The organism is Flavobacterium sp. TS_SC_5 (genome assembly GCF_056156265.1).
Genome location: NZ_CM149588.1, coordinates 462,364 through 479,960 on the forward strand (window position 1 = coordinate 462,364; position 17,597 = coordinate 479,960).

18 protein-coding genes are annotated in these 17,597 nt (G+C 35.9%); 5 read left to right on the forward strand and 13 right to left on the reverse strand.

Features of this window, described 5'->3' with window-relative positions:
• Window positions 1-11 precede the first annotated feature (11 nt).
• The 13 genes from AC0J6S_RS02080 to AC0J6S_RS02140 all read right to left on the reverse strand — a co-directional run bounded on the left by AC0J6S_RS02080 (window position 12) and on the right by AC0J6S_RS02140 (window position 11,599).
• Window positions 12-2,315 carry a multicopper oxidase domain-containing protein gene (locus tag AC0J6S_RS02080; RefSeq protein WP_474955215.1) on the reverse strand — a complete coding sequence of 768 codons (2,304 nt, stop codon included), beginning with the start codon at window positions 2,313-2,315 and terminating at the stop codon, window positions 12-14.
• 1 nt (window position 2,316) lies between these two features.
• Window positions 2,317-4,851, reverse strand: coding sequence for a heavy metal translocating P-type ATPase (locus tag AC0J6S_RS02085; RefSeq protein ID WP_474955216.1), 2,535 nt, complete (start codon window positions 4,849-4,851; stop codon window positions 2,317-2,319).
• A gap of 80 nt (window positions 4,852-4,931) precedes the next feature.
• The gene (locus AC0J6S_RS02090) at window positions 4,932-5,492 is read right to left on the reverse strand and encodes an AraC family transcriptional regulator (RefSeq protein ID WP_113665076.1); all 561 of its coding nucleotides are present in this window, start codon (window positions 5,490-5,492) and stop codon (window positions 4,932-4,934) included.
• 2 nt (window positions 5,493-5,494) lie between these two features.
• Window positions 5,495-5,710 carry a hypothetical protein gene (locus AC0J6S_RS02095; protein WP_474955217.1) on the reverse strand — a complete coding sequence of 72 codons (216 nt, stop codon included), beginning with the start codon at window positions 5,708-5,710 and terminating at the stop codon, window positions 5,495-5,497.
• On the reverse strand, window positions 5,677-6,225 hold the full coding sequence (locus AC0J6S_RS02100; RefSeq protein WP_474955218.1) for a heavy metal-binding domain-containing protein: 549 nt from the start codon (window positions 6,223-6,225) through the stop codon (window positions 5,677-5,679). The genes AC0J6S_RS02095 and AC0J6S_RS02100 overlap by 34 nt, the downstream gene beginning before the upstream one ends.
• Window positions 6,226-6,300: 75 nt before the next feature.
• Window positions 6,301-7,110: a hypothetical protein gene (locus AC0J6S_RS02105; RefSeq protein WP_474955219.1), complete on the reverse strand. Its 810-nt coding sequence runs from the start codon at window positions 7,108-7,110 to the stop codon at window positions 6,301-6,303.
• Window positions 7,110-7,640 carry a heavy-metal-associated domain-containing protein gene (locus tag AC0J6S_RS02110; RefSeq protein WP_474955220.1) on the reverse strand — a complete coding sequence of 177 codons (531 nt, stop codon included), beginning with the start codon at window positions 7,638-7,640 and terminating at the stop codon, window positions 7,110-7,112. The genes AC0J6S_RS02105 and AC0J6S_RS02110 overlap by 1 nt, the downstream gene beginning before the upstream one ends.
• The gene (locus AC0J6S_RS02115; RefSeq protein WP_474955221.1) at window positions 7,637-8,116 is read right to left on the reverse strand and encodes a TlpA family protein disulfide reductase; all 480 of its coding nucleotides are present in this window, start codon (window positions 8,114-8,116) and stop codon (window positions 7,637-7,639) included. Before AC0J6S_RS02115 ends, AC0J6S_RS02110 begins: the two co-directional genes overlap by 4 nt.
• Before the next feature lie 20 nt (window positions 8,117-8,136).
• Window positions 8,137-9,012, reverse strand: coding sequence for a DUF3347 domain-containing protein (locus tag AC0J6S_RS02120; RefSeq protein WP_474955222.1), 876 nt, complete (start codon window positions 9,010-9,012; stop codon window positions 8,137-8,139).
• Window positions 9,013-9,165: 153 nt separating this feature from the next.
• Window positions 9,166-9,537, reverse strand: a complete 372-nt coding sequence (locus AC0J6S_RS02125) for a hypothetical protein (protein ID WP_474955223.1) — start codon at window positions 9,535-9,537, stop codon at window positions 9,166-9,168.
• Window positions 9,538-9,623: 86 nt separating this feature from the next.
• Window positions 9,624-9,968, reverse strand: a complete 345-nt coding sequence (locus tag AC0J6S_RS02130) for a phage holin family protein (RefSeq protein WP_113665069.1) — start codon at window positions 9,966-9,968, stop codon at window positions 9,624-9,626.
• Window positions 9,969-10,021: 53 nt separating this feature from the next.
• Window positions 10,022-10,780, reverse strand: a complete 759-nt coding sequence (locus AC0J6S_RS02135) for an alpha/beta fold hydrolase (protein WP_474955224.1) — start codon at window positions 10,778-10,780, stop codon at window positions 10,022-10,024.
• 105 nt (window positions 10,781-10,885) lie between these two features.
• A complete protein-coding gene (locus AC0J6S_RS02140) occupies window positions 10,886-11,599 on the reverse strand; it encodes a pyridoxine 5'-phosphate synthase (protein ID WP_474955225.1) in 714 nt (237 codons plus the stop codon).
• A gap of 113 nt (window positions 11,600-11,712) precedes the next feature.
• Here AC0J6S_RS02140 and AC0J6S_RS02145 point away from each other — a divergent pair, with 113 nt between their 5' ends.
• The 5 genes from AC0J6S_RS02145 to bamA all read left to right on the forward strand — a co-directional run bounded on the left by AC0J6S_RS02145 (window position 11,713) and on the right by bamA (window position 17,591).
• On the forward strand, window positions 11,713-12,372 hold the full coding sequence (locus AC0J6S_RS02145) for a CBS domain-containing protein (RefSeq protein ID WP_474955226.1): 660 nt from the start codon (window positions 11,713-11,715) through the stop codon (window positions 12,370-12,372).
• Between the two features lie 84 nt (window positions 12,373-12,456).
• Window positions 12,457-13,341 (forward strand): NAD kinase, encoded by an 885-nt coding sequence (locus tag AC0J6S_RS02150; protein ID WP_113665065.1) that lies wholly within the window; start codon window positions 12,457-12,459, stop codon window positions 13,339-13,341.
• Between the two features lie 168 nt (window positions 13,342-13,509).
• Window positions 13,510-14,184 (forward strand): type IX secretion system protein PorG, encoded by a 675-nt coding sequence (gene porG, locus AC0J6S_RS02155; protein ID WP_474955227.1) that lies wholly within the window; start codon window positions 13,510-13,512, stop codon window positions 14,182-14,184.
• 4 nt (window positions 14,185-14,188) lie between these two features.
• Window positions 14,189-14,929 carry an isoprenyl transferase gene (locus AC0J6S_RS02160; RefSeq protein ID WP_474955228.1) on the forward strand — a complete coding sequence of 247 codons (741 nt, stop codon included), beginning with the start codon at window positions 14,189-14,191 and terminating at the stop codon, window positions 14,927-14,929.
• The gene (bamA, locus tag AC0J6S_RS02165; RefSeq protein WP_474955229.1) at window positions 14,862-17,591 is read left to right on the forward strand and encodes an outer membrane protein assembly factor BamA; all 2,730 of its coding nucleotides are present in this window, start codon (window positions 14,862-14,864) and stop codon (window positions 17,589-17,591) included. Before AC0J6S_RS02160 ends, bamA begins: the two co-directional genes overlap by 68 nt.
• Window positions 17,592-17,597: the final 6 nt, after the last annotated feature.

Genomic DNA, 17,597 nt, shown 5'->3' on the forward strand with positions numbered 1-17,597 from the left:
ACTCTGCGAATTTAATAATTCAAACTCAATCCAAAACCCATTCCCATATCGCTGTCGTAATGCGTGGTGATTCCAAAATTTCTTTTGACAATATACCGCAAACCGGCCATATATTCGTAATCCGTATTCCACATTAAATTCATGCGCAATCTTTTGGAAACCGGGATATCCATACGTTCAAATTGTAACCTGAAATTCCCGTCGGTATAGACTTCGGCTTGTGCTTTAATGAGCATTGGCAACGTATACTCGACTCCGGCACTGAAAACAGCACGATTATCTTTAGTGTTAGATTGACCAAAAAGATTCTCTTCCGTTTCTCCCATTTCCATTTTTCGGTACCTCCAGTCAAAACCAATGAACGGCATCAACCATTGCATTTTCCCAATGTATCGCCCAATGTGCGTTTCGGTTTCGTACCCGTGATGATTGGTATAACCCAAACGCCATTCGGTACCAATACTCCAACGCGTGTTTTGAATCATCAACATTCCATCATTTCCATTGGTAGCAAAATCATTTTCGGCCATCACATGAAAAGCTCTGTCATCAGCAAATAATTTGCGTTGCGCCAATTTCGGATTTGGAATCAAAGGATTTGGCTCTTGATTTTCATAACTGAAAACCCTTCCCATTCCAGCCATCATGTGATAAAGAATGTGACAATGAAAAAACCAATCGCCTTCAACATTTGCATTAAACTCAAGCGTGTCTGTCTCCATCGGCATAATATCGATAATGTTTTTCATCGGCGCGTATTCTTCTTTTCCATTCAGCACTCTAAAATCGTGTCCGTGTAAATGCATCGGGTGACGCATCATGGAACCGTTGAAGAGTACTATTCGAACATTCTCGCCTTTTTTAATTAGAATTTTATCTGCTTCCGAAACTACTTTATTATCCAGACTCCAGACATAACGATTCATGTTTCCTGATAATTCAAAACGTAATTCTTTTATCCCCCCAGCCCCCGAAGGGGGAGTTGGAAGCGTTGTTTTAGTGGGTGATTTCAGCATTGCATAATTCAATGTGACAATATCAGAAAGTGAATTAGAATCATACCTCTTATGATTTGCATGCTCATCATCTATTTTCATGTCAGTTTTTTTAGCCTCCCCTCCTTCGGAGGGGCTGGGGGAGGATAATTCGGGATACATCACCACGTTCATGTCCATTTGATTTAGTGACATTTTCATACCCATATCATCTAAATCGCCATTCATTTTCATCATCCCGTTCATCATCTTCATGCCTTCAAAATACTTTAATTTTGGCAACGGCGAAATCAATTGCTTGATGCCATCTCCCAAATACAACGAGGCGGATTTAGTCCTGTCCTCCGAAGTCACTAAAAACTCATACGATGTTTTATCCGCAGGAATAGTTACAACAACATCATAGGTTTCAGAAACGGCAACAATTAATCGATCGACTTCAACTGGTTCCACATCATTACCGTCACTGGCAACCACGGTGATTTTTCCTCCGGCATAATTCAACCAAAAATAGGTAGAAGCACCACCATTGGAAATTCTCAAACGTACTTTATCTCCAGCTTTAAACTTCCTCACCCCCGACCCCTCTCCAAAGGAAAGGGGAGAAGAAACTCCATCTATTTGACTTTCACTTTTACCATTAATCAGGAATTTATTGTAATATACATCACTGACGTCCATGGCGTTCATTCGTTTCCATTCGTTTGCGACTTTGGTTTTAAAATGTCCTGCTTTTATAGCCTCAGAATAACTCTGCGTGGTTCCTTTTTGAATCGCAAACCAGTCCGTGGCATTGTGCAACATCCGATGTACATTTTCCGGTTTCAAATCGGTCCATTCACTCAGAATTATTGGAACGGTTGGCAAATCATCAATTCCTGCTCTAAAAGTCGGGTCTTCATTTCTTTTATTCATCACAAAAGAACCGTACATTCCAATTTGCTCCTGCAAACCTGTGTGACTGTGATACCAATGCGTTCCGTGTTGGATAATCGGGAACGTATATTTATGCGTCGTTTTCGGCTTAATTGGCATTTGAGTCAAATTTGGCACGCCGTCTTCTTTATTTGGCAAAAATAATCCATGCCAATGCAGTGAAGTATCTTCATTTAATTCATTGTGCACGTAAATTTCAGCAATATCTCCTTCAGTAAACGTTAGTGTTGGCATCGGAATTTGTCCGTTTACGGCAATCGCTCTCTTGGGTGTATCTCCAAAATTGACAATCGTATCCCGAACATATAAATCATAGCGAACCACCTTTTGCGCAGTAGCATTCAAAGCAAAAAGCAAGATTAAAATTATGGGGTATTTTTTCATATTAAAGCTTTAAATTTCTCAATCGCAACGCATTTGCAATAACTGAAACCGAACTGAAACTCATGGCCAAAGCCGCAATCATTGGCGAAAGCAAAACTCCAAAAAACGGATACAAAACACCCGCAGCAATTGGAATTCCCAAAACATTATAGAAAAAGGCAAAGAATAAATTTTGCTTGATATTTCGCATCACCGCATGACTTAAGTTTTTCGCTTTCACTATTCCTTGCAAATCGCCTTTTACCAAAGTGATTTTAGCACTTTCAATAGCCACATCGGTTCCGGTTCCCATCGCAATTCCAACATCGGCTTGCGCCAAAGCCGGAGCATCGTTGATTCCGTCGCCTGCCATGGCTACAATTTTTCCTTCAGCTTGCAGTCGTTTAATTTCTTTCAGCTTGTCTTCTGGTAAACAACCCGCTTTATAGGAACTTAAATGCAATTCCTGAGCGACTGCTTTTGCCGTATTTTCATTATCGCCTGTTAGCATGATGACCTCAACTCCCTGACGAATTAATTCCTTTATAGCTTCGACGCTTGTTGGTTTTATGGCATCAGTGATTGACACAAATCCAATAGCAATTCCGTTAACTGAAATATAAGAAACTGTTTTTCCTAGTTTTTGTTCAGCTATAATTTGATTTTCTAATTCTTCAGAAACCGTAGCTTGCACTTGTTCCATTAATTTTTTATTTCCCAGCGCCACTTTTTTATTGGTTACCGTTCCAATGACTCCTTTTCCTGAAATCGCTTCAAAATCCTTGACTTCGATTAATGTAACTTCTTTTGCTTTCGCAAAATTGACTACGGCTTGCGCCAAAGGATGTTCGCTGTACTGATTTAAAGAAGCAATGCTTTGCAACAAAGAATCTTCGTCATCGTTCAAGGAGAATATTTTCTCCACTGAAGGTTTTCCCTCGGTAATTGTTCCTGTTTTATCCGTTATCAGAACATTTACTTTATTCATGTTTTCCAGTGCTTCGGCATTTTTTATCAAAACTCCCGATTGCGCTCCTTTTCCAACACCGACCATTACTGACATTGGCGTAGCCAATCCCAAAGCACACGGACAGGCAATTATCAATACGGCAATCGCATTAATAAATCCATATACCAGTGCGGGTTCCGGTCCGAATTTTGCCCAAACAAAAAATGTAACTACAGAAACAATTACCACTATCGGCACGAAATATTTAGCAATTCTATCCGCTAATTTTTGGATTGGTGCTCTAGAACGACTGGCATCATTTACCATTTGTACAATTTGCGAAAGCAAGGTTTCCGAACCTACTTTCTCGGCAACCATGACAAAGGATTTATTTCCGTTTATTGTTCCTGCTATAACGGCATCTTCTATTTTTTTATCAACGGGGATAGGTTCCCCTGAAATCATTGATTCATCAATCGTACTTTCTCCATCTGTAATCTTCCCATCAACTGGAATTTTATCTCCCGGTTTTACACGTAACAAATCTCCTTTTTTAATATCGTGAATTGAAATCACTTTATCAGCTCCTTCGATAATCAAAGTGGCTTCGGTTGGTGCTAATTTTAATAATTCTTTTATCGCGCCACTGGTACGGCTATGTGCTCTGGCTTCTAATAACTGCCCCAATAAAACCAACGTTAATATCACAGTTGTCGCTTCAAAATAAAGATGAACGGCTCCATTATGTGTTTTAAATTCGTCCGGGAAAATCGTTGGAAAAAATAATCCAACCAAACTAAACAGAAAAGCTACTCCAGAACCAATTCCGATAAGGGTAAACATATTGAGATTCCAAGTAACAATGGATTTCCATGCACGCTCAAAAAACATCCAACAGGCATAAAAAACGACAGGAAGCGACAAAATTAGTTGTACCCAATTCCACTTTTCTGCATCCATAATTTTCATTAATGGATTATTCGGAATCATATCCGACATGGCAATAATAAAAATAGGAACCGTAAAAACTACCGCTATTTTCATTTTGCGTACCAAGTCATCATACACCTTATTCTCTTCGGCATCGGTAGGCTCCATAGGCACTAAATCCATTCCGCAAATAGGACATGAACCAGGGCCTTCATTGATAACTTCGGGATGCATGGGACAGGTATACATTGTCTTACTATTTGCTATCGCTACTTCTTTAACCAAATCCATTCCACAAACCGGGCAATCTCCCGGTTTATCATACACTTTCTCACCCTCACAATGCATCGGGCAATAGTATTTACCTTTTGCATTTTTGGGTAAAATCACGGTTGCTTTTTCTTGTGGTTTATTCGAACTGCAGCACGATTTCTCGATTGGTTTCTCAGCCGTTCCTTGAGAATCAGTCGCATTATTCATGGCAATTGTGTAGTTTCCTGCTACAGTTAAAGCTTCTTGTAATTGCTTAGTAGGAATGTGTTTATCCATTGTTATAGTCGCTACTGGCGGAACTAAAGTAACAACAGCTTGAATCCCATCGACACCGTTTAATGTTTTTTCCACTTTAGTGCGACAACCATCGCATGACATTCCGGTAATGGTGTAGGTATGTTTCATAATACTCAAATTTTGATACCACGAATCTCCGATTATTCCGTCATTCCCTTGTTACACAATTTTGGAAAAGGTTTGCGTGATTACAAATCATCGATTTGCTTTCTCGTTTTTACTTTCAATTGTTTAAAATAAGTTGGCGTAAATCCAGTTGTTTTTTTGAACTGATTGCTCAAATGTGCCACATTGCTATACTGAAGTTGAATGGCGATTTCGCTTAAAGTCAACTCATCATACGTTAATAATTCTTTGACTCTTTCTATTTTTTGAGCAATAAAATACCGCTCAATTGTAATTCCTTCTATCTCCGAAAATAAATTGCTCAAAGCACTATAATCTTGTGCCAAATCGTTTGATAAATAATCCGATAAATTGCTGTTTAACACATTATTTTTGTTGTAAACCAAATCAATTAGTACTGTTTTAATTCTTTCGATGGTTCTGTTTTTTTTATCATCGATTAAATCAAAACCCAAAGAACGTAAGCGTTTGAGCAAATCCCTTTTTTGGGTTTCTGTACATTCTGTTTCTAATTCGACTTCTCCGAGCGCTATTGAAACGGCATGAAGTCCGAGTTTTTCCAACTCTAACTCCACTGCCGTAATGCAACGGTTGCACACCATATTTTTTATGTTAAGCTTCATTATTATTTGACAGCCCCAATTCTTCTGCCACAATTCAGCATCTCCGAACCAAAATAGGGATTAATCACGTCTTTAGTTTCACTGATCCAGTACCCGTTTTTTCCTTCTCCATACATTGGACAGTAATCCTGATAAACAGTTTGTTTTGTTCCAAATGCTTTAATTAAACTAAAAACATCTTGGCTCAATAAGGAGAAATATTCTCTTTGGTGCTCCATTTTCCCTGCATTATCGCCAATGTGTTTGACATGCACTTTGGCATCGCCACAAAACCATTGTACTTATTTTTTGATTTGGTATCCAAAGAAGTTGTGGTCGAACCATTCAAAGTCGCAATTAATTCTTTTGCGGCAGCGGCAGCCCTATTTGAATCATCTTTCGTTAACGCATTTTTGATATTGAGGTAATTCGAAACAATTGCATCGGTTGGGAAAGCCGTTTTGCTCACATTTCCAGTTGCAGTTATGGCACTGGATTCTTCGTTAGCAACAGTAACAGGAGTTGCTTCATTATCAGCAGCGGTTGTTTGCGCCACTTTCTCAGTTAGTTCCATTCCGCATTCCGGACATTCGCTTCCTGCAACACCAGTAACTTCAGGATGCATCGGACAAGAGTATAGTTCAGCAGTTTTTTCAGTTTTCTCAGAATTCAAAGTCGTTTCTTCTTTCGCTTTTTGGTTACATGAAACCGTCAAAAAAGTCGCTATAAGAGACAAAAACAGTATTTTTTTCATGGTATTTTTTTTTATGATAACATAATGACTTCTATTTAAATTAGCTATTCACTGCCTAAATTCAAGCCCTAAAATTTATTTTATGATATTAAAAAAGTTGTATTCTAAATTTAGATAAAATCCATTTGGCGCAGACCGCAACATAGAGCTGTATAATTCGTGCCTGTAAGCAACATCAATTCGTGCTTGGCTGTTGATGATAAATTGAACGGAAGGCACAATATCCAAATACGATTTTCCATTTTCGTTTAAGGTTTGTCCAACAAACTCCAACATTGTATTAATATTTGTTTGCTTAAAACTAGTGTATTTTTTTGGGTACATCAACCTTCCAAACGACATTGTATAATTAGTGGCGTTATCACTTTGCGCTGCGGGAAATTTGTAATCCGGCTTGTTATCAAATGCTTTTTCGAAACTAACCGAAGCACTAATGGCAACCTTTTTTATAAGCTGCGTCGCTACAATTCCAGTTTCAAAACCTGTATTTTGTCCCATAATTTCTAACTGTTCCTGATGAATATCCGCATTATTAAAACTATATCTTCCAAATGCTGCCATCCTAAAATGACTTTGAAGATCATCGGTAGAAAGGAAACGATATTTAGCGTAAAAACTGGCGCCTTCAGTTACCAATTGATTACTTCTATTACTGACAAATAGGGATGTTCTCACCATCAAATTCTTATCGATTCCCAAAGTAACTTCAGGCATGAGGTGATAACTATATCCTGATTTCATTTGTTCTTTAAAAATAGATTGTGCCAAACGAATTCCTAATGAACCCGCAGGAACGTTGCTTGCCGGATCAGTGACCACAAAAAGCTCCTGCGCCGATATTCCCTGGATAACAAAAAGCGTAAATACGATTAAAAAATTTCTCATTATAGTACAGCTTTAATATGGTAATCGTCATCATTGTTTAAAGAATATGTCGCAGTTTTTGAAAACGTTTTAAGCAGTTTTTTATGCTCTTTTTGAGTGACATATCCTTTATCAAAAATCCTTACTTTTGTTTCTCCGTTACTGTCTTTAAGTTCTCCATTCAATAAAACGAAAGTGGAACCGTTTACCGAAATGGTTTTATCACCTTCGGTTTTTAAGCTTTCTGCAGGCATTGTAATTACTAATGAACCAATAAAAAAGCCTGCTTTTTCTACACCTTCTTTTAGCATTTTTGGCATTATTTTACTTTCTTTTTTAAAATAAACAGTGAAGGTATTTGTATTCAAATCAGTACTCACGCTATCCACACCATCCATCGCTTTCAGTTGTTTGTTTATAGCATTGGAACACATGGAACAGGTTAAACCAGTCGCCATTATCTCAGCTTTTGAGATTTGAGAATAGGATTGTACACTTGTCATTAAAACCAAACAAGCAATACCAATGAATTTTAAATTTATATTTTTCATTCTACTTTATTTTTTATTTGCATGATTATTTCTTCCTCCGTTGGATTGATGGCAACTAATTTTCCTGCTGCATCAAATAGATATGAATTAGGTAATTCTTCAACTCCAAAAAGCAGTGCAGATTTCGCATCAAAACCTTTAGTATCGATTAATTGCTCGTAAGCTAATTTATCTTTTTGAATAGCAGCCATCCATTTCATTTTGTCAGTATCCAGCGAAATCCCAACAATTTCGAAGTTTTCATCTTTGTACACATTATATAAAGGAGCCAATTTTTTATTAGCCAGCCTACAAGGCGCACACCAAGAAGCCCAAAAGTCAATCAAGACCGTTTTCCCTTTTAGAGAAACTAAATTTATGGTGGTCTCTTTATTATTTTTGAGTTCTAAATCAGGTAAACTGTCTCCATTTTTCATTTGGGCGGATGCAATTGAAATACCGATTATTAAACTGAATAACAGCATTATTTTTTTCATTTTGAATTCCATCTAATCGCTTATTGAATCGTTTCGACAGTTTTTCCGCAAGTCATCATTTGAGAACCGTAATAAGGATTTTTAACTGCATTCTCTTTGCTCAACCAGTTGGCACCTTTACCATCATTTGCCATAGGACAAAACTGAAGATAAACTGGAGTTTCGTATTTAGCCACTTTTATCAATTCGTAAATTGATTTTGAAAAAGGAATAAAAAATTCTCTTTGACGTTTGATGTCTTGAGTCTCCGAAATGTTCTGGGCGTCAGTCATTAAACTCTTCATTTCTTTCATCCAAATCATGTGAACATCCATAGCAAGTTCTTCCATTTTTACTGCATTCAAAGCTGTTAGGACGTCTTTCGCTGCAGTAGCAGCAGCTTTTACTTCAGTTTTCACCAAAGCATCTTTTAAAAGAAAATAGGTGTCAAAAACAACTTTTAACTTAGTATCCACTTGCTGTTTTATAGCGACAGCTTCAGAATGATTGGCGTGGTTTGCATGGTTTTCTGTAGTAGTAGTTTCCATTTTCATCTCTGTAGAAACGGCAACTTTAGCTTCTCTATCATATTGACAACATCCATGTAAGGCATCATAAACATCATCCGGTGCAAGAAATTTATCACTGTCGTAACCTGCTAAAGCAATGCGTTTCAAAATTTCGTCTTGACTAGTTTTAGTGGAATCATAGGTAAGTATTGCCATTTTGGAATCTTTATTCCACTCGACTTTCGCTGTTTTTTTGAGGGTTCCGGCCGTTTCTATCTTGCTTTTACACATGCCGCAGTTTCCGTATATTTTAACGGTTTCTGTTGTGCTGTTTTTAATTTGCGCGCTTGCAATTGTAACTGAAAGCAATAGTATTATTGCCATCAATATTTTTTTTATTGAGTTCATTGTATGAATAATTTTGAGGTGAATAAGTCGCAAAAACATTGAAAACAATAGCATATTCCGCTACATATCAATTTGTATTCGACTAAAATTTAATGATTATAAAAGCATAAAATGCTTTGAAAAAGACAGTTTTCAGGCTGTCATAGAAAGAATTTAGCTTATTTTAGGTGGAAGCCAAATAGAACGGAAATGGGAAGAAATGAACATTTCCGAGTAATAGTAATTTTGTTTTTCGGTAGAAAAACTAAAAACTTGGTTGTTTAATTCGGTATAAAACACCGAAGTTAACCCTAAATAAATTGTCGAACTGCCGCAAGTAACATCTTTACAAGCACCTTTGCAGCCGTCATGTGAACTTTCATCCGATTTTTTTTCTTTTTTGCAACAGTCCTTCTTGTCCTTTTTTGAAGAAGATTCTTTTTTGCAACATGCCTTCTCCGTTTTTGTAGCACATGCAAGAGCTACGCCCGGTGTCATAAAGAAACCAAGCACAACTAAAAACAGTATGTAAAACTTTTTAGACATTATTTATTTGATATAGAAATACAAAGGTATATAATTAACAAATACTGTAAATTAATTCAATCACAAATGCGTGTTAAAACAATATTTTACTTTCCTTCTCCTAATATTCCATTCATTATAGACTGTAAAACTGATAATATAACACTAAAAATCAAAGCCGTCAAAAACGTATCCACGCTAAATCCGCCTACTATTTTTGTACACAATAAAATCATCAGTGCGTTTATGACCAACAAAAATAATCCTAAAGTTAGGATCGTAACCGGCAATGTAAGAATTACCAATATTGGTTTGATAAATATATTCAGCAACCCTAGAACAATGGCTACAATTAATGCTGTAGTAAATCCAGCCACATGAACGCCAGGCATAAAGTTCGCTATAAGCAATACTAAGCCAGAAGTAATAAGAATTTTGATCAGTAAATTCATGGTTTTTTATTTTAAGATTTAATAAATGTAAGAAAAATTTAAATCTGATTCGTTTATTTCAAAAAGGAAGTAACTTTTTGAAAAAATTCAGCTGGGTTTTCGGCATGAAGCCAATGTCCCGCGTTAGCAATCGTTTCGATGCTTGAATCCGGGAAATGCTGTTTTATGTTTTCGAAATCGTTGTCTAAAATATACCTTGAATTTCCACCGCGAATGAATAATGTTGGTTTCTCGAAAATAAACCCTTCTGGTAACGGAATTCCTATTTCATCCATTTTTGTATTGAATACTGCCAAATTAAATCGGAAAGCAAGTTGTCCCGGCTCTTGCCAAAATAAATTCTTCATCAGGAATTGTCTTGTTCCAAAATCAGGAATATACTTTCCCATAATTTCTTCAACATCACTTCGGCTAGGTTTTTTTGAAAAATCAACTGCATTCAGTCCCGCCAAAATATCCTGATGGTGTTGGGGATAAAATTTTGGTCCAATATCAGCCACAATTAATTTATCCACTAATTCCGGATGAGTAGTAGCTAAAAGCATTGCCACTTTTCCGCCCATCGAGTGTCCTATTATATTGATGTTTTCTAAGTTATGAGCTTTGCAATACTTGTAAACATCCTGCGCCATGATTTCATAACTAAACTCTTCTGAATGCAAACTTCGTCCGTGGTTGCGTAAATCAAGAACATGAACTTGAAATTTAGTCGCGAACTGCGTCCCGAGTGTTTTCCAATTATCAGACATTCCCAGAAATCCGTGAAGAATTAAAAGTGGTTTTCCTGAGCCCTCTATTTTTGAAAAAAGCATATAATTTTAGATTTTAACATTATAATTTATATTACAAACCATTAAGAAATTAAGATAGATTAAGTGTAAAGCTTACTAACCTTAATTTCTTAATGGTTAAAAAAACTATTTTAATTTTTGCAAATACATATTTACCACATTATCCAATCCAAGATAGATAGCTTCGGAAATTAAAGCATGACCAATAGAAACTTCCAATAATCCTGGAATTTTTTGTTTGAAAAACTGAATGTTATCCAAACTCAAATCATGACCTGCATTGATTCCTAATCCAAGTTCATTCGCCAAAATTGCCGATTCTGTATACGGCAAAATTCCGTTTTGATTTCCTAAACTGTATTGATGTGCAAATGCCTCGGTGTACAATTCGATTCTTTCGGTTCCAATTTTTTTGGCGCCTTCAATCATTTCGAGAACAGGATCCACAAAAATAGAAGTTCTGATTCCGTTGCGTTGAAATTCCTGAACGATTTCGGTTAAATAAGAAGCGTATTTTATAGTATCCCAACCTGCATTAGACGTGATGGCATCAATTGCGTCTGGTACTAGAGTCACTTGTGTCGGTTTTATTTCCAAGACAAGATCGATAAATGTTTGTTCTGGATTTCCTTCAATATTATACTCAGTGTAAACGACAGACTTTAAATCTCGGGCATCCTGATACCGAATGTGACGCTCATCCGGACGCGGATGTATGGTTATTCCTTCGGCTCCAAACTTTTGAATGTCGGCAGCCATTTTTAATAAATCGGGAACATTACCGCCACGAGCGTTTCGCAAAGTAGCTATTTTATTGATGTTTACACTTAATTTTGTCATTAGAACACTTTTTGATTTTGATACTTGTATTTGTCAGAACAAAAATACAAAGTAAAACTTAGGAGATTTTGCTTATTTTTGATTATTTTGCATGAAATATTGCCGACTGATTTATGACAGAAATAACAGAATATATCACTAATGACTTTAAAGCGATTGACAGCCAAGATTCTATTGCGGCTATTCAAGACTTTTTTAGTGAATTACGCTTTTCACATTTTCCAATTGTAGAAGAGGGCGTTTATATTGGCAGTATCGCATCGGAAGATATTGAAACCTTCGACAGTGACAAAGAAGTAGCCGATTACCGCTTTACACTGGAAGGATTTTTTACCAGAACAAATACGATGTGGCTGGATGTTTTAGAAGTCTTCGCAAAAAACCATACTAATTTAGTTCCTGTTTTAGACGAAAACAATACTTACGTAGGGTATTATGAAATTGAAGATATCATGAAATTTTTTCATGAAACACCTTTCTTAAAAGAACCGGGCGGAATCATTGTGGTTAGAAAACCAATTTTAGATTACTCGATGAGTCAGATTACCCAAATTGTCGAAAGCAATAACGGCAAGCTTTTAGGATTGTTCATTTCTGAAGCAGATGTTGAAAGCGTGGAAGTGACCATGAAAATAACTTTGGGAGCAATGAACGAAATAATCCAAACTTTTAGAAGATACGGTTATGAAATCATATCGGAACATCAAGAAGACAATTATATTAACAACTTAAAGGAACGGTCTGATTATTTAGACAAATACCTGAACATATAACCGCTTATTCGGAGATTTGATGATTCGGTTATTGCAACCACTATCTCAAACAACCCAATAATCAAATTAACGATTAAAAAAAAGATGAAAGTAGCTATCTACGGTCAATATTATCAAAACAGTACAGAACCGATTATAAATGACATCTTTGTTTTTTTTAACAAAAACAACGTAGAGATGATAATTGAGTCGCATTTTTTATTAATGCTTAATGAAAGGAAGATTGTCGAAAATAAATACAAAACTTTCACTTCGCATACGGAACTCGACTCCAGTTTTGACATGCTAATCAGCATTGGCGGAGACGGAACAATATTAAGAGCAGCAACACTAGTTAGAGATTCCGGCATTCCCATATTAGGTATAAATGCAGGAAGACTTGGTTTTCTGGCTACCGTTCAAAAAGAGAACATTGCTGAATTTATGCAATTTGTGATTGACAAAAAATATACGATTTCCAAAAGAGCATTACTAAGCTTAACCTGTTCACCACCCAATGAATCGATTGACGAAATCAATTTTGCGATGAATGAAATTACGGTTAGCCGAAAAGATACCACATCGATGATTACGATTGACACCTATTTGAATGATGAATTTTTGAATTCCTACTGGGCTGACGGACTGATTATTTCTACACCAACAGGTTCAACCGGATATTCCTTGAGTTGTGGCGGACCAATTTTGACCCCTGATGTAAAAAGCTTAGTTATAACGCCTATTGCACCACACAATCTCACCGCCAGACCACTGGTAGTTCCGGATGAAACTGAAATCAGATTGAAAGTTTCGGGACGAGAGGAAAATTACTTGGTTTCCTTAGATTCCAGAGTCACTTCGGTAAAAAATGAATCCATACTGACTTTAAAGAAAACCCCATTTCAAATTAATATGGTTGAAATTCCCGAAGAAACCTTTTTAAAAACACTTCGAAGTAAATTACTTTGGGGAGAAGACAAACGGAATTAAATCATTTTACTCAAGCGTTATACGATTTTATCGATTTTTCCCGTTTTAATGAAACAAATACTTATTTAGTGTTAGTTATAGCTCTAATTCCTAAAAAAACACACATTTAACAGAATGGGTATTGTATCGAATTGATAATTATTATATTTGCACGCAATTTTTGATTTAATGAACAAGATCTATTACTTACTTTTCTGTTTTTTCCCTTTAATGATGACCCAAGCCCAAATCCATGAGGTCGGAGTTTTTCTAGGCGGGAGCAACTACATTGGTGATGTAGGTCCGACAACTTATATTGCGCCAAACGAGCCTGCTTTTGGATTGTTGTACAAATGGAATAAAAGTCCCCGACACGCTTATCGATTTTCCTACATTCAATCTGACATTACATCGAATGATTTAGATTCAGAAGAAGCTAGTAGAAACCAAAGAGGGTATCGTTTTGAAAACAACTTAAAAGAAGTATCTTTAGGTCTTGAATTCAACTTTTTCGATTTTAATCTTCATAAATTGAGTACTCAAATCACTCCCTATGTTTTTTCTGGTGTAAATTATTTTTCAAGTAAATACACCTTAACAAATACTAAAGCAGATGTATCCGTACAAGGTAGAACAGAAAGAAAAAAATCAATAGCAATACCTATGGGTGTAGGAATCAAGTCAAACATAACACGAAGTTTCGTTTTGGCAGTAGAAACGGGAGCCAGATATACTTTGACAGATAATATAGACGGAAGTTTTAATCAACAATTTGGAAATATAAATAATAATGATTGGTATGTTTTTTCAGGAGTTACCTTAACGTATACTTTTGGAGAAAAACCCTGTTATTGCGGAGAATAAAAAAATGAATTTACTACAGCATATCGACGCGACAAGATTACCCAAACACTTAGCCATAATAATGGATGGCAACGGACGTTGGGCAAAGCAGCAAGGACTTTTACGGGCTTTGGGACATGAAAGCGGAACAAAATCAGTGAAGGTTATCATAGAATCCAGTGCTAAACTAGGCATTGAATTCCTTACGCTTTACGCTTTCTCCACTGAAAATTGGAACAGACCAAAACTAGAGGTCGAGACCTTAATGAGGGTACTCATTAATTCTTTGAAAAAGGAACTTACCACTTTACAAAAAAACAACATTAAACTTAATGCTATTGGTAATTTAGAAAAATTACCAAAATCCGCACAAAAAGAGCTTCTTGATGTAATTGACAAGACTAAAGACAACACACAAATGACGCTAACTTTGGCGTTAAGCTACGGCTCGCGAGAGGAACTTGTAAGTGCAGTCAGAAACATCTGTAATAAAGTTAAAAATAATATAATTTCAATAGACACTATTGACGATTCCATTATTAATGAGCATCTTTACACGCAAAATTTACCTGACGTAGATTTACTAATACGAACAAGTGGAGAACATAGGATAAGTAACTTTTTGTTGTGGCAAATAGCCTATGCAGAATTGTATTTTACTGAAATATTGTGGCCAGACTTTAAAGAACAAGATTTATATGAGGCTATCGTTAGTTATCAAAAAAGAGAGCGTAGATTTGGAAAAACAAGTGAACAAATTAAATAATTTTTTAGTGTTAAATAAAAGCATAAAAATAGTCCTTACCGTTTTGATTTTTGGAGGTTTTACACAAGTTAAAGCTCAAGAAAGAGTTCCTTTTGATCAAGGTAAAAAATACATTCTTGCAGATGTAGCCGTTGTGGGAGATATCAGTTTCAATTCGCAAACTGTAGTTACTTTTTCAGGTTTGCAAAAAGGACAGGAAATAACTGTTCCAGGCGAGGAAATAAGTGCTGCTATAAAAAAACTGGGGAAGTTAGGTCTCTTTGATGAAATATCTTTTTACATAAATAAAATACAGAATGACAGTATCTATCTTGACTTAAACATAATCGAATTACCTAAATTAAACGAGGTAAAATTTGTAGGCGTTAAGAAAACAAAAACAGAAGGTTTGATTAAAGACAACTCTTTGAATAAAGGAAAAGTAGTTAATGAAAACTTGATTACCACCACTAAAAACTATATTGAAAATAAATACAAAAAAGACGGTTACTACAACACAAAAGTAAACATCAATACTGTAAAAGACACCGCTACAGTGAACCAAGTCAATATGCTTGTTACTATTGACAAAGGAGATAAAGTAAAAATTAAAAGTATTGATTTTGCTGGAAACACAAAATTATCCGACAAAACGTTGCGTAAAGCAATGAAAGAAACGAAACAAAAAAATCCTATTCGACTTTTAAAAGCTTCTAAATTTATAAAAGATAAATACAAAACGGATTTAGAAAAAGTAATTGCAACTTATAAGGAAAAAGGATACCGAGATGCGAGAATACTTTCAGATTCTGTAACCTATGATAAGAATAAAAATGCGTTAAACATTAAAATTAATGTAGAAGAAGGAAACAAATACTATTTTGGAGACGTTAAGTTCTTAGGAAATACAGTTTATCCTGATCAATTTTTAACAAGAATATTAGGCGTCAAAAAAGGAGATACTTACAATGGTGTGCTTCTTGAAAAAAGAATTGCAGACAAGTCTAAACCAGACGCTGAAGACATCACGAATTTATACCAAAACAGTGGTTATTTATTTTCTAATGTCAATGCCGTAGAGGTTAAAACAGCAAACGATACCATAGATTTTGAAATACGAATTACGGAAGGTCCAATTGCTTATTTCAATAAAATTACGGTTGTAGGTAACGACAAGACAAATGACCGTGTAATCTACCGTGAATTAAGAACAAAACCCGGAGAAAAATACAGTAAAGAGGAATTGGTACGAACGATTCGTGAGATTGGTCAACTAGGATTTTTTGATCCAGAAGCAATCGATCCTAAATTTAAAAATGTAGATTCAGGAGCCGGGACTGTTGATATTGAATACAATCTTGTAGAGAAAGGTTCCAGTCAAATAGAACTTCAAGGAGGCTATGGTGGTGGTGGTTTCATTGGTACGCTTGGACTCTCTTTTAACAACTTCTCAGCAAGAAACATGTTTAATAAAGATGCTTACAAACCCCTGCCGATGGGAGATGGTCAAAAAGTATCGTTACGTTTGCAAGCCAGTACATTTTTTCAAACTTATAGTTTATCGTTTTCAGAACCATGGTTTGGCGGTAAAAAACCAGTATCGTTTAGCTCTTCTATTTCATACAGTAAGCAGTTTTTAAATAACTTTATTACTCAGCGTGCAGATAAAACAAAAAGTTTTGACATCTTGACGTTATCTGTTGGTCTGGCAAAAAGACTTACTGTTCCAGATGATTTCTTTGTATTATCACAATCGATCAGTTATCAACATTATGCATTGAACAATTATAATACAGGTTTATTTACATTTGGAAATGGAACATCTAGAAACTTAGCATACACTGTAGGACTTACAAGAAACAGCAAAGGATTGAATCCAATATTCCCTACTTATGGTTCTGAATTCAGTCTTTCAGCAAAGTTAACTCCACCTTACTCTTTACTTAATGGTGTAGATTATGGTACGTTAGGAGACCAAGAGGAATATAAATTAAAAAACACCGTGGACCGACAAAATGTTCCGGATGCTAATGGAAACATTGTAAACATAGGAGATTACATAGACACGAATGGTAATAAGGTTTCTAATTTTTCACTAGCGGCGGCTGACGTCAGCAAAGTCGATCAAAAACGATTTAATTGGTTAGAATATTATAAAGTTAAATTCAAAGCTGATACGTATACCAAAATTTACGGCAAATTAGTACTTAGAGCACTTGCAGAGTTTGGTTTCTTAGGTTCATACAATCAAGAAAGAGGAGCTGTTCCTTTTGAACGATTCTACCTTGGTGGTGATGGACTCGCTAACTTTGCTATGGATGGTAGAGAGACGATCCAACTAAGAGGATATCCTAATAACTCGTTGACACCTGTTAATAGTGTTGGAGAACAAATTGGCGCTACTGTGTTTAATAAATTTTCAATGGAATTGCGTTATCCTATAACATTGAAAGCATCAGCTTCAATATACGCCTTGGCTTTTATGGAAGCAGGATCATCATTTAGTGATTTCAAAAGCTATAATCCGTTTGCATTAAGTCGCTCTGCCGGAGTTGGTCTACGCGTATTTATGCCAGCGTTTGGTTTATTGGGAATTGATTTTGGACATGGATTTGACGCATTACCGGGACAAGCAAAAGCTAATGGATGGGAAACCCATTTTATCATTGGGCAGCAATTCTAGAAAAAT

Coding starts and splice junctions, on each gene's coding strand:
- AC0J6S_RS02080 (WP_474955215.1), bottom strand. CDS start 2,315: ATGAAAAAATACCCCATAATTTTAATCTTGCTTTTTGCTTTGAATGCT.
- AC0J6S_RS02085 (WP_474955216.1), bottom strand. CDS start 4,851: ATGAAACATACCTACACCATTACCGGAATGTCATGCGATGGTTGTCGC.
- AC0J6S_RS02090 (WP_113665076.1), bottom strand. CDS start 5,492: ATGAAGCTTAACATAAAAAATATGGTGTGCAACCGTTGCATTACGGCA.
- AC0J6S_RS02095 (WP_474955217.1), bottom strand. CDS start 5,710: ATGGAGCACCAAAGAGAATATTTCTCCTTATTGAGCCAAGATGTTTTT.
- AC0J6S_RS02100 (WP_474955218.1), bottom strand. CDS start 6,225: ATGAAAAAAATACTGTTTTTGTCTCTTATAGCGACTTTTTTGACGGTT.
- AC0J6S_RS02105 (WP_474955219.1), bottom strand. CDS start 7,110: ATGAGAAATTTTTTAATCGTATTTACGCTTTTTGTTATCCAGGGAATA.
- AC0J6S_RS02110 (WP_474955220.1), bottom strand. CDS start 7,640: ATGAAAAATATAAATTTAAAATTCATTGGTATTGCTTGTTTGGTTTTA.
- AC0J6S_RS02115 (WP_474955221.1), bottom strand. CDS start 8,116: ATGAAAAAAATAATGCTGTTATTCAGTTTAATAATCGGTATTTCAATT.
- AC0J6S_RS02120 (WP_474955222.1), bottom strand. CDS start 9,012: ATGAACTCAATAAAAAAAATATTGATGGCAATAATACTATTGCTTTCA.
- AC0J6S_RS02125 (WP_474955223.1), bottom strand. CDS start 9,537: ATGTCTAAAAAGTTTTACATACTGTTTTTAGTTGTGCTTGGTTTCTTT.
- AC0J6S_RS02130 (WP_113665069.1), bottom strand. CDS start 9,968: ATGAATTTACTGATCAAAATTCTTATTACTTCTGGCTTAGTATTGCTT.
- AC0J6S_RS02135 (WP_474955224.1), bottom strand. CDS start 10,780: ATGCTTTTTTCAAAAATAGAGGGCTCAGGAAAACCACTTTTAATTCTT.
- AC0J6S_RS02140 (WP_474955225.1), bottom strand. CDS start 11,599: ATGACAAAATTAAGTGTAAACATCAATAAAATAGCTACTTTGCGAAAC.
- AC0J6S_RS02145 (WP_474955226.1), top strand. CDS start 11,713: ATGACAGAAATAACAGAATATATCACTAATGACTTTAAAGCGATTGAC.
- AC0J6S_RS02150 (WP_113665065.1), top strand. CDS start 12,457: ATGAAAGTAGCTATCTACGGTCAATATTATCAAAACAGTACAGAACCG.
- porG (WP_474955227.1), top strand. CDS start 13,510: ATGAACAAGATCTATTACTTACTTTTCTGTTTTTTCCCTTTAATGATG.
- AC0J6S_RS02160 (WP_474955228.1), top strand. CDS start 14,189: ATGAATTTACTACAGCATATCGACGCGACAAGATTACCCAAACACTTA.
- bamA (WP_474955229.1), top strand. CDS start 14,862: ATGAGGCTATCGTTAGTTATCAAAAAAGAGAGCGTAGATTTGGAAAAA.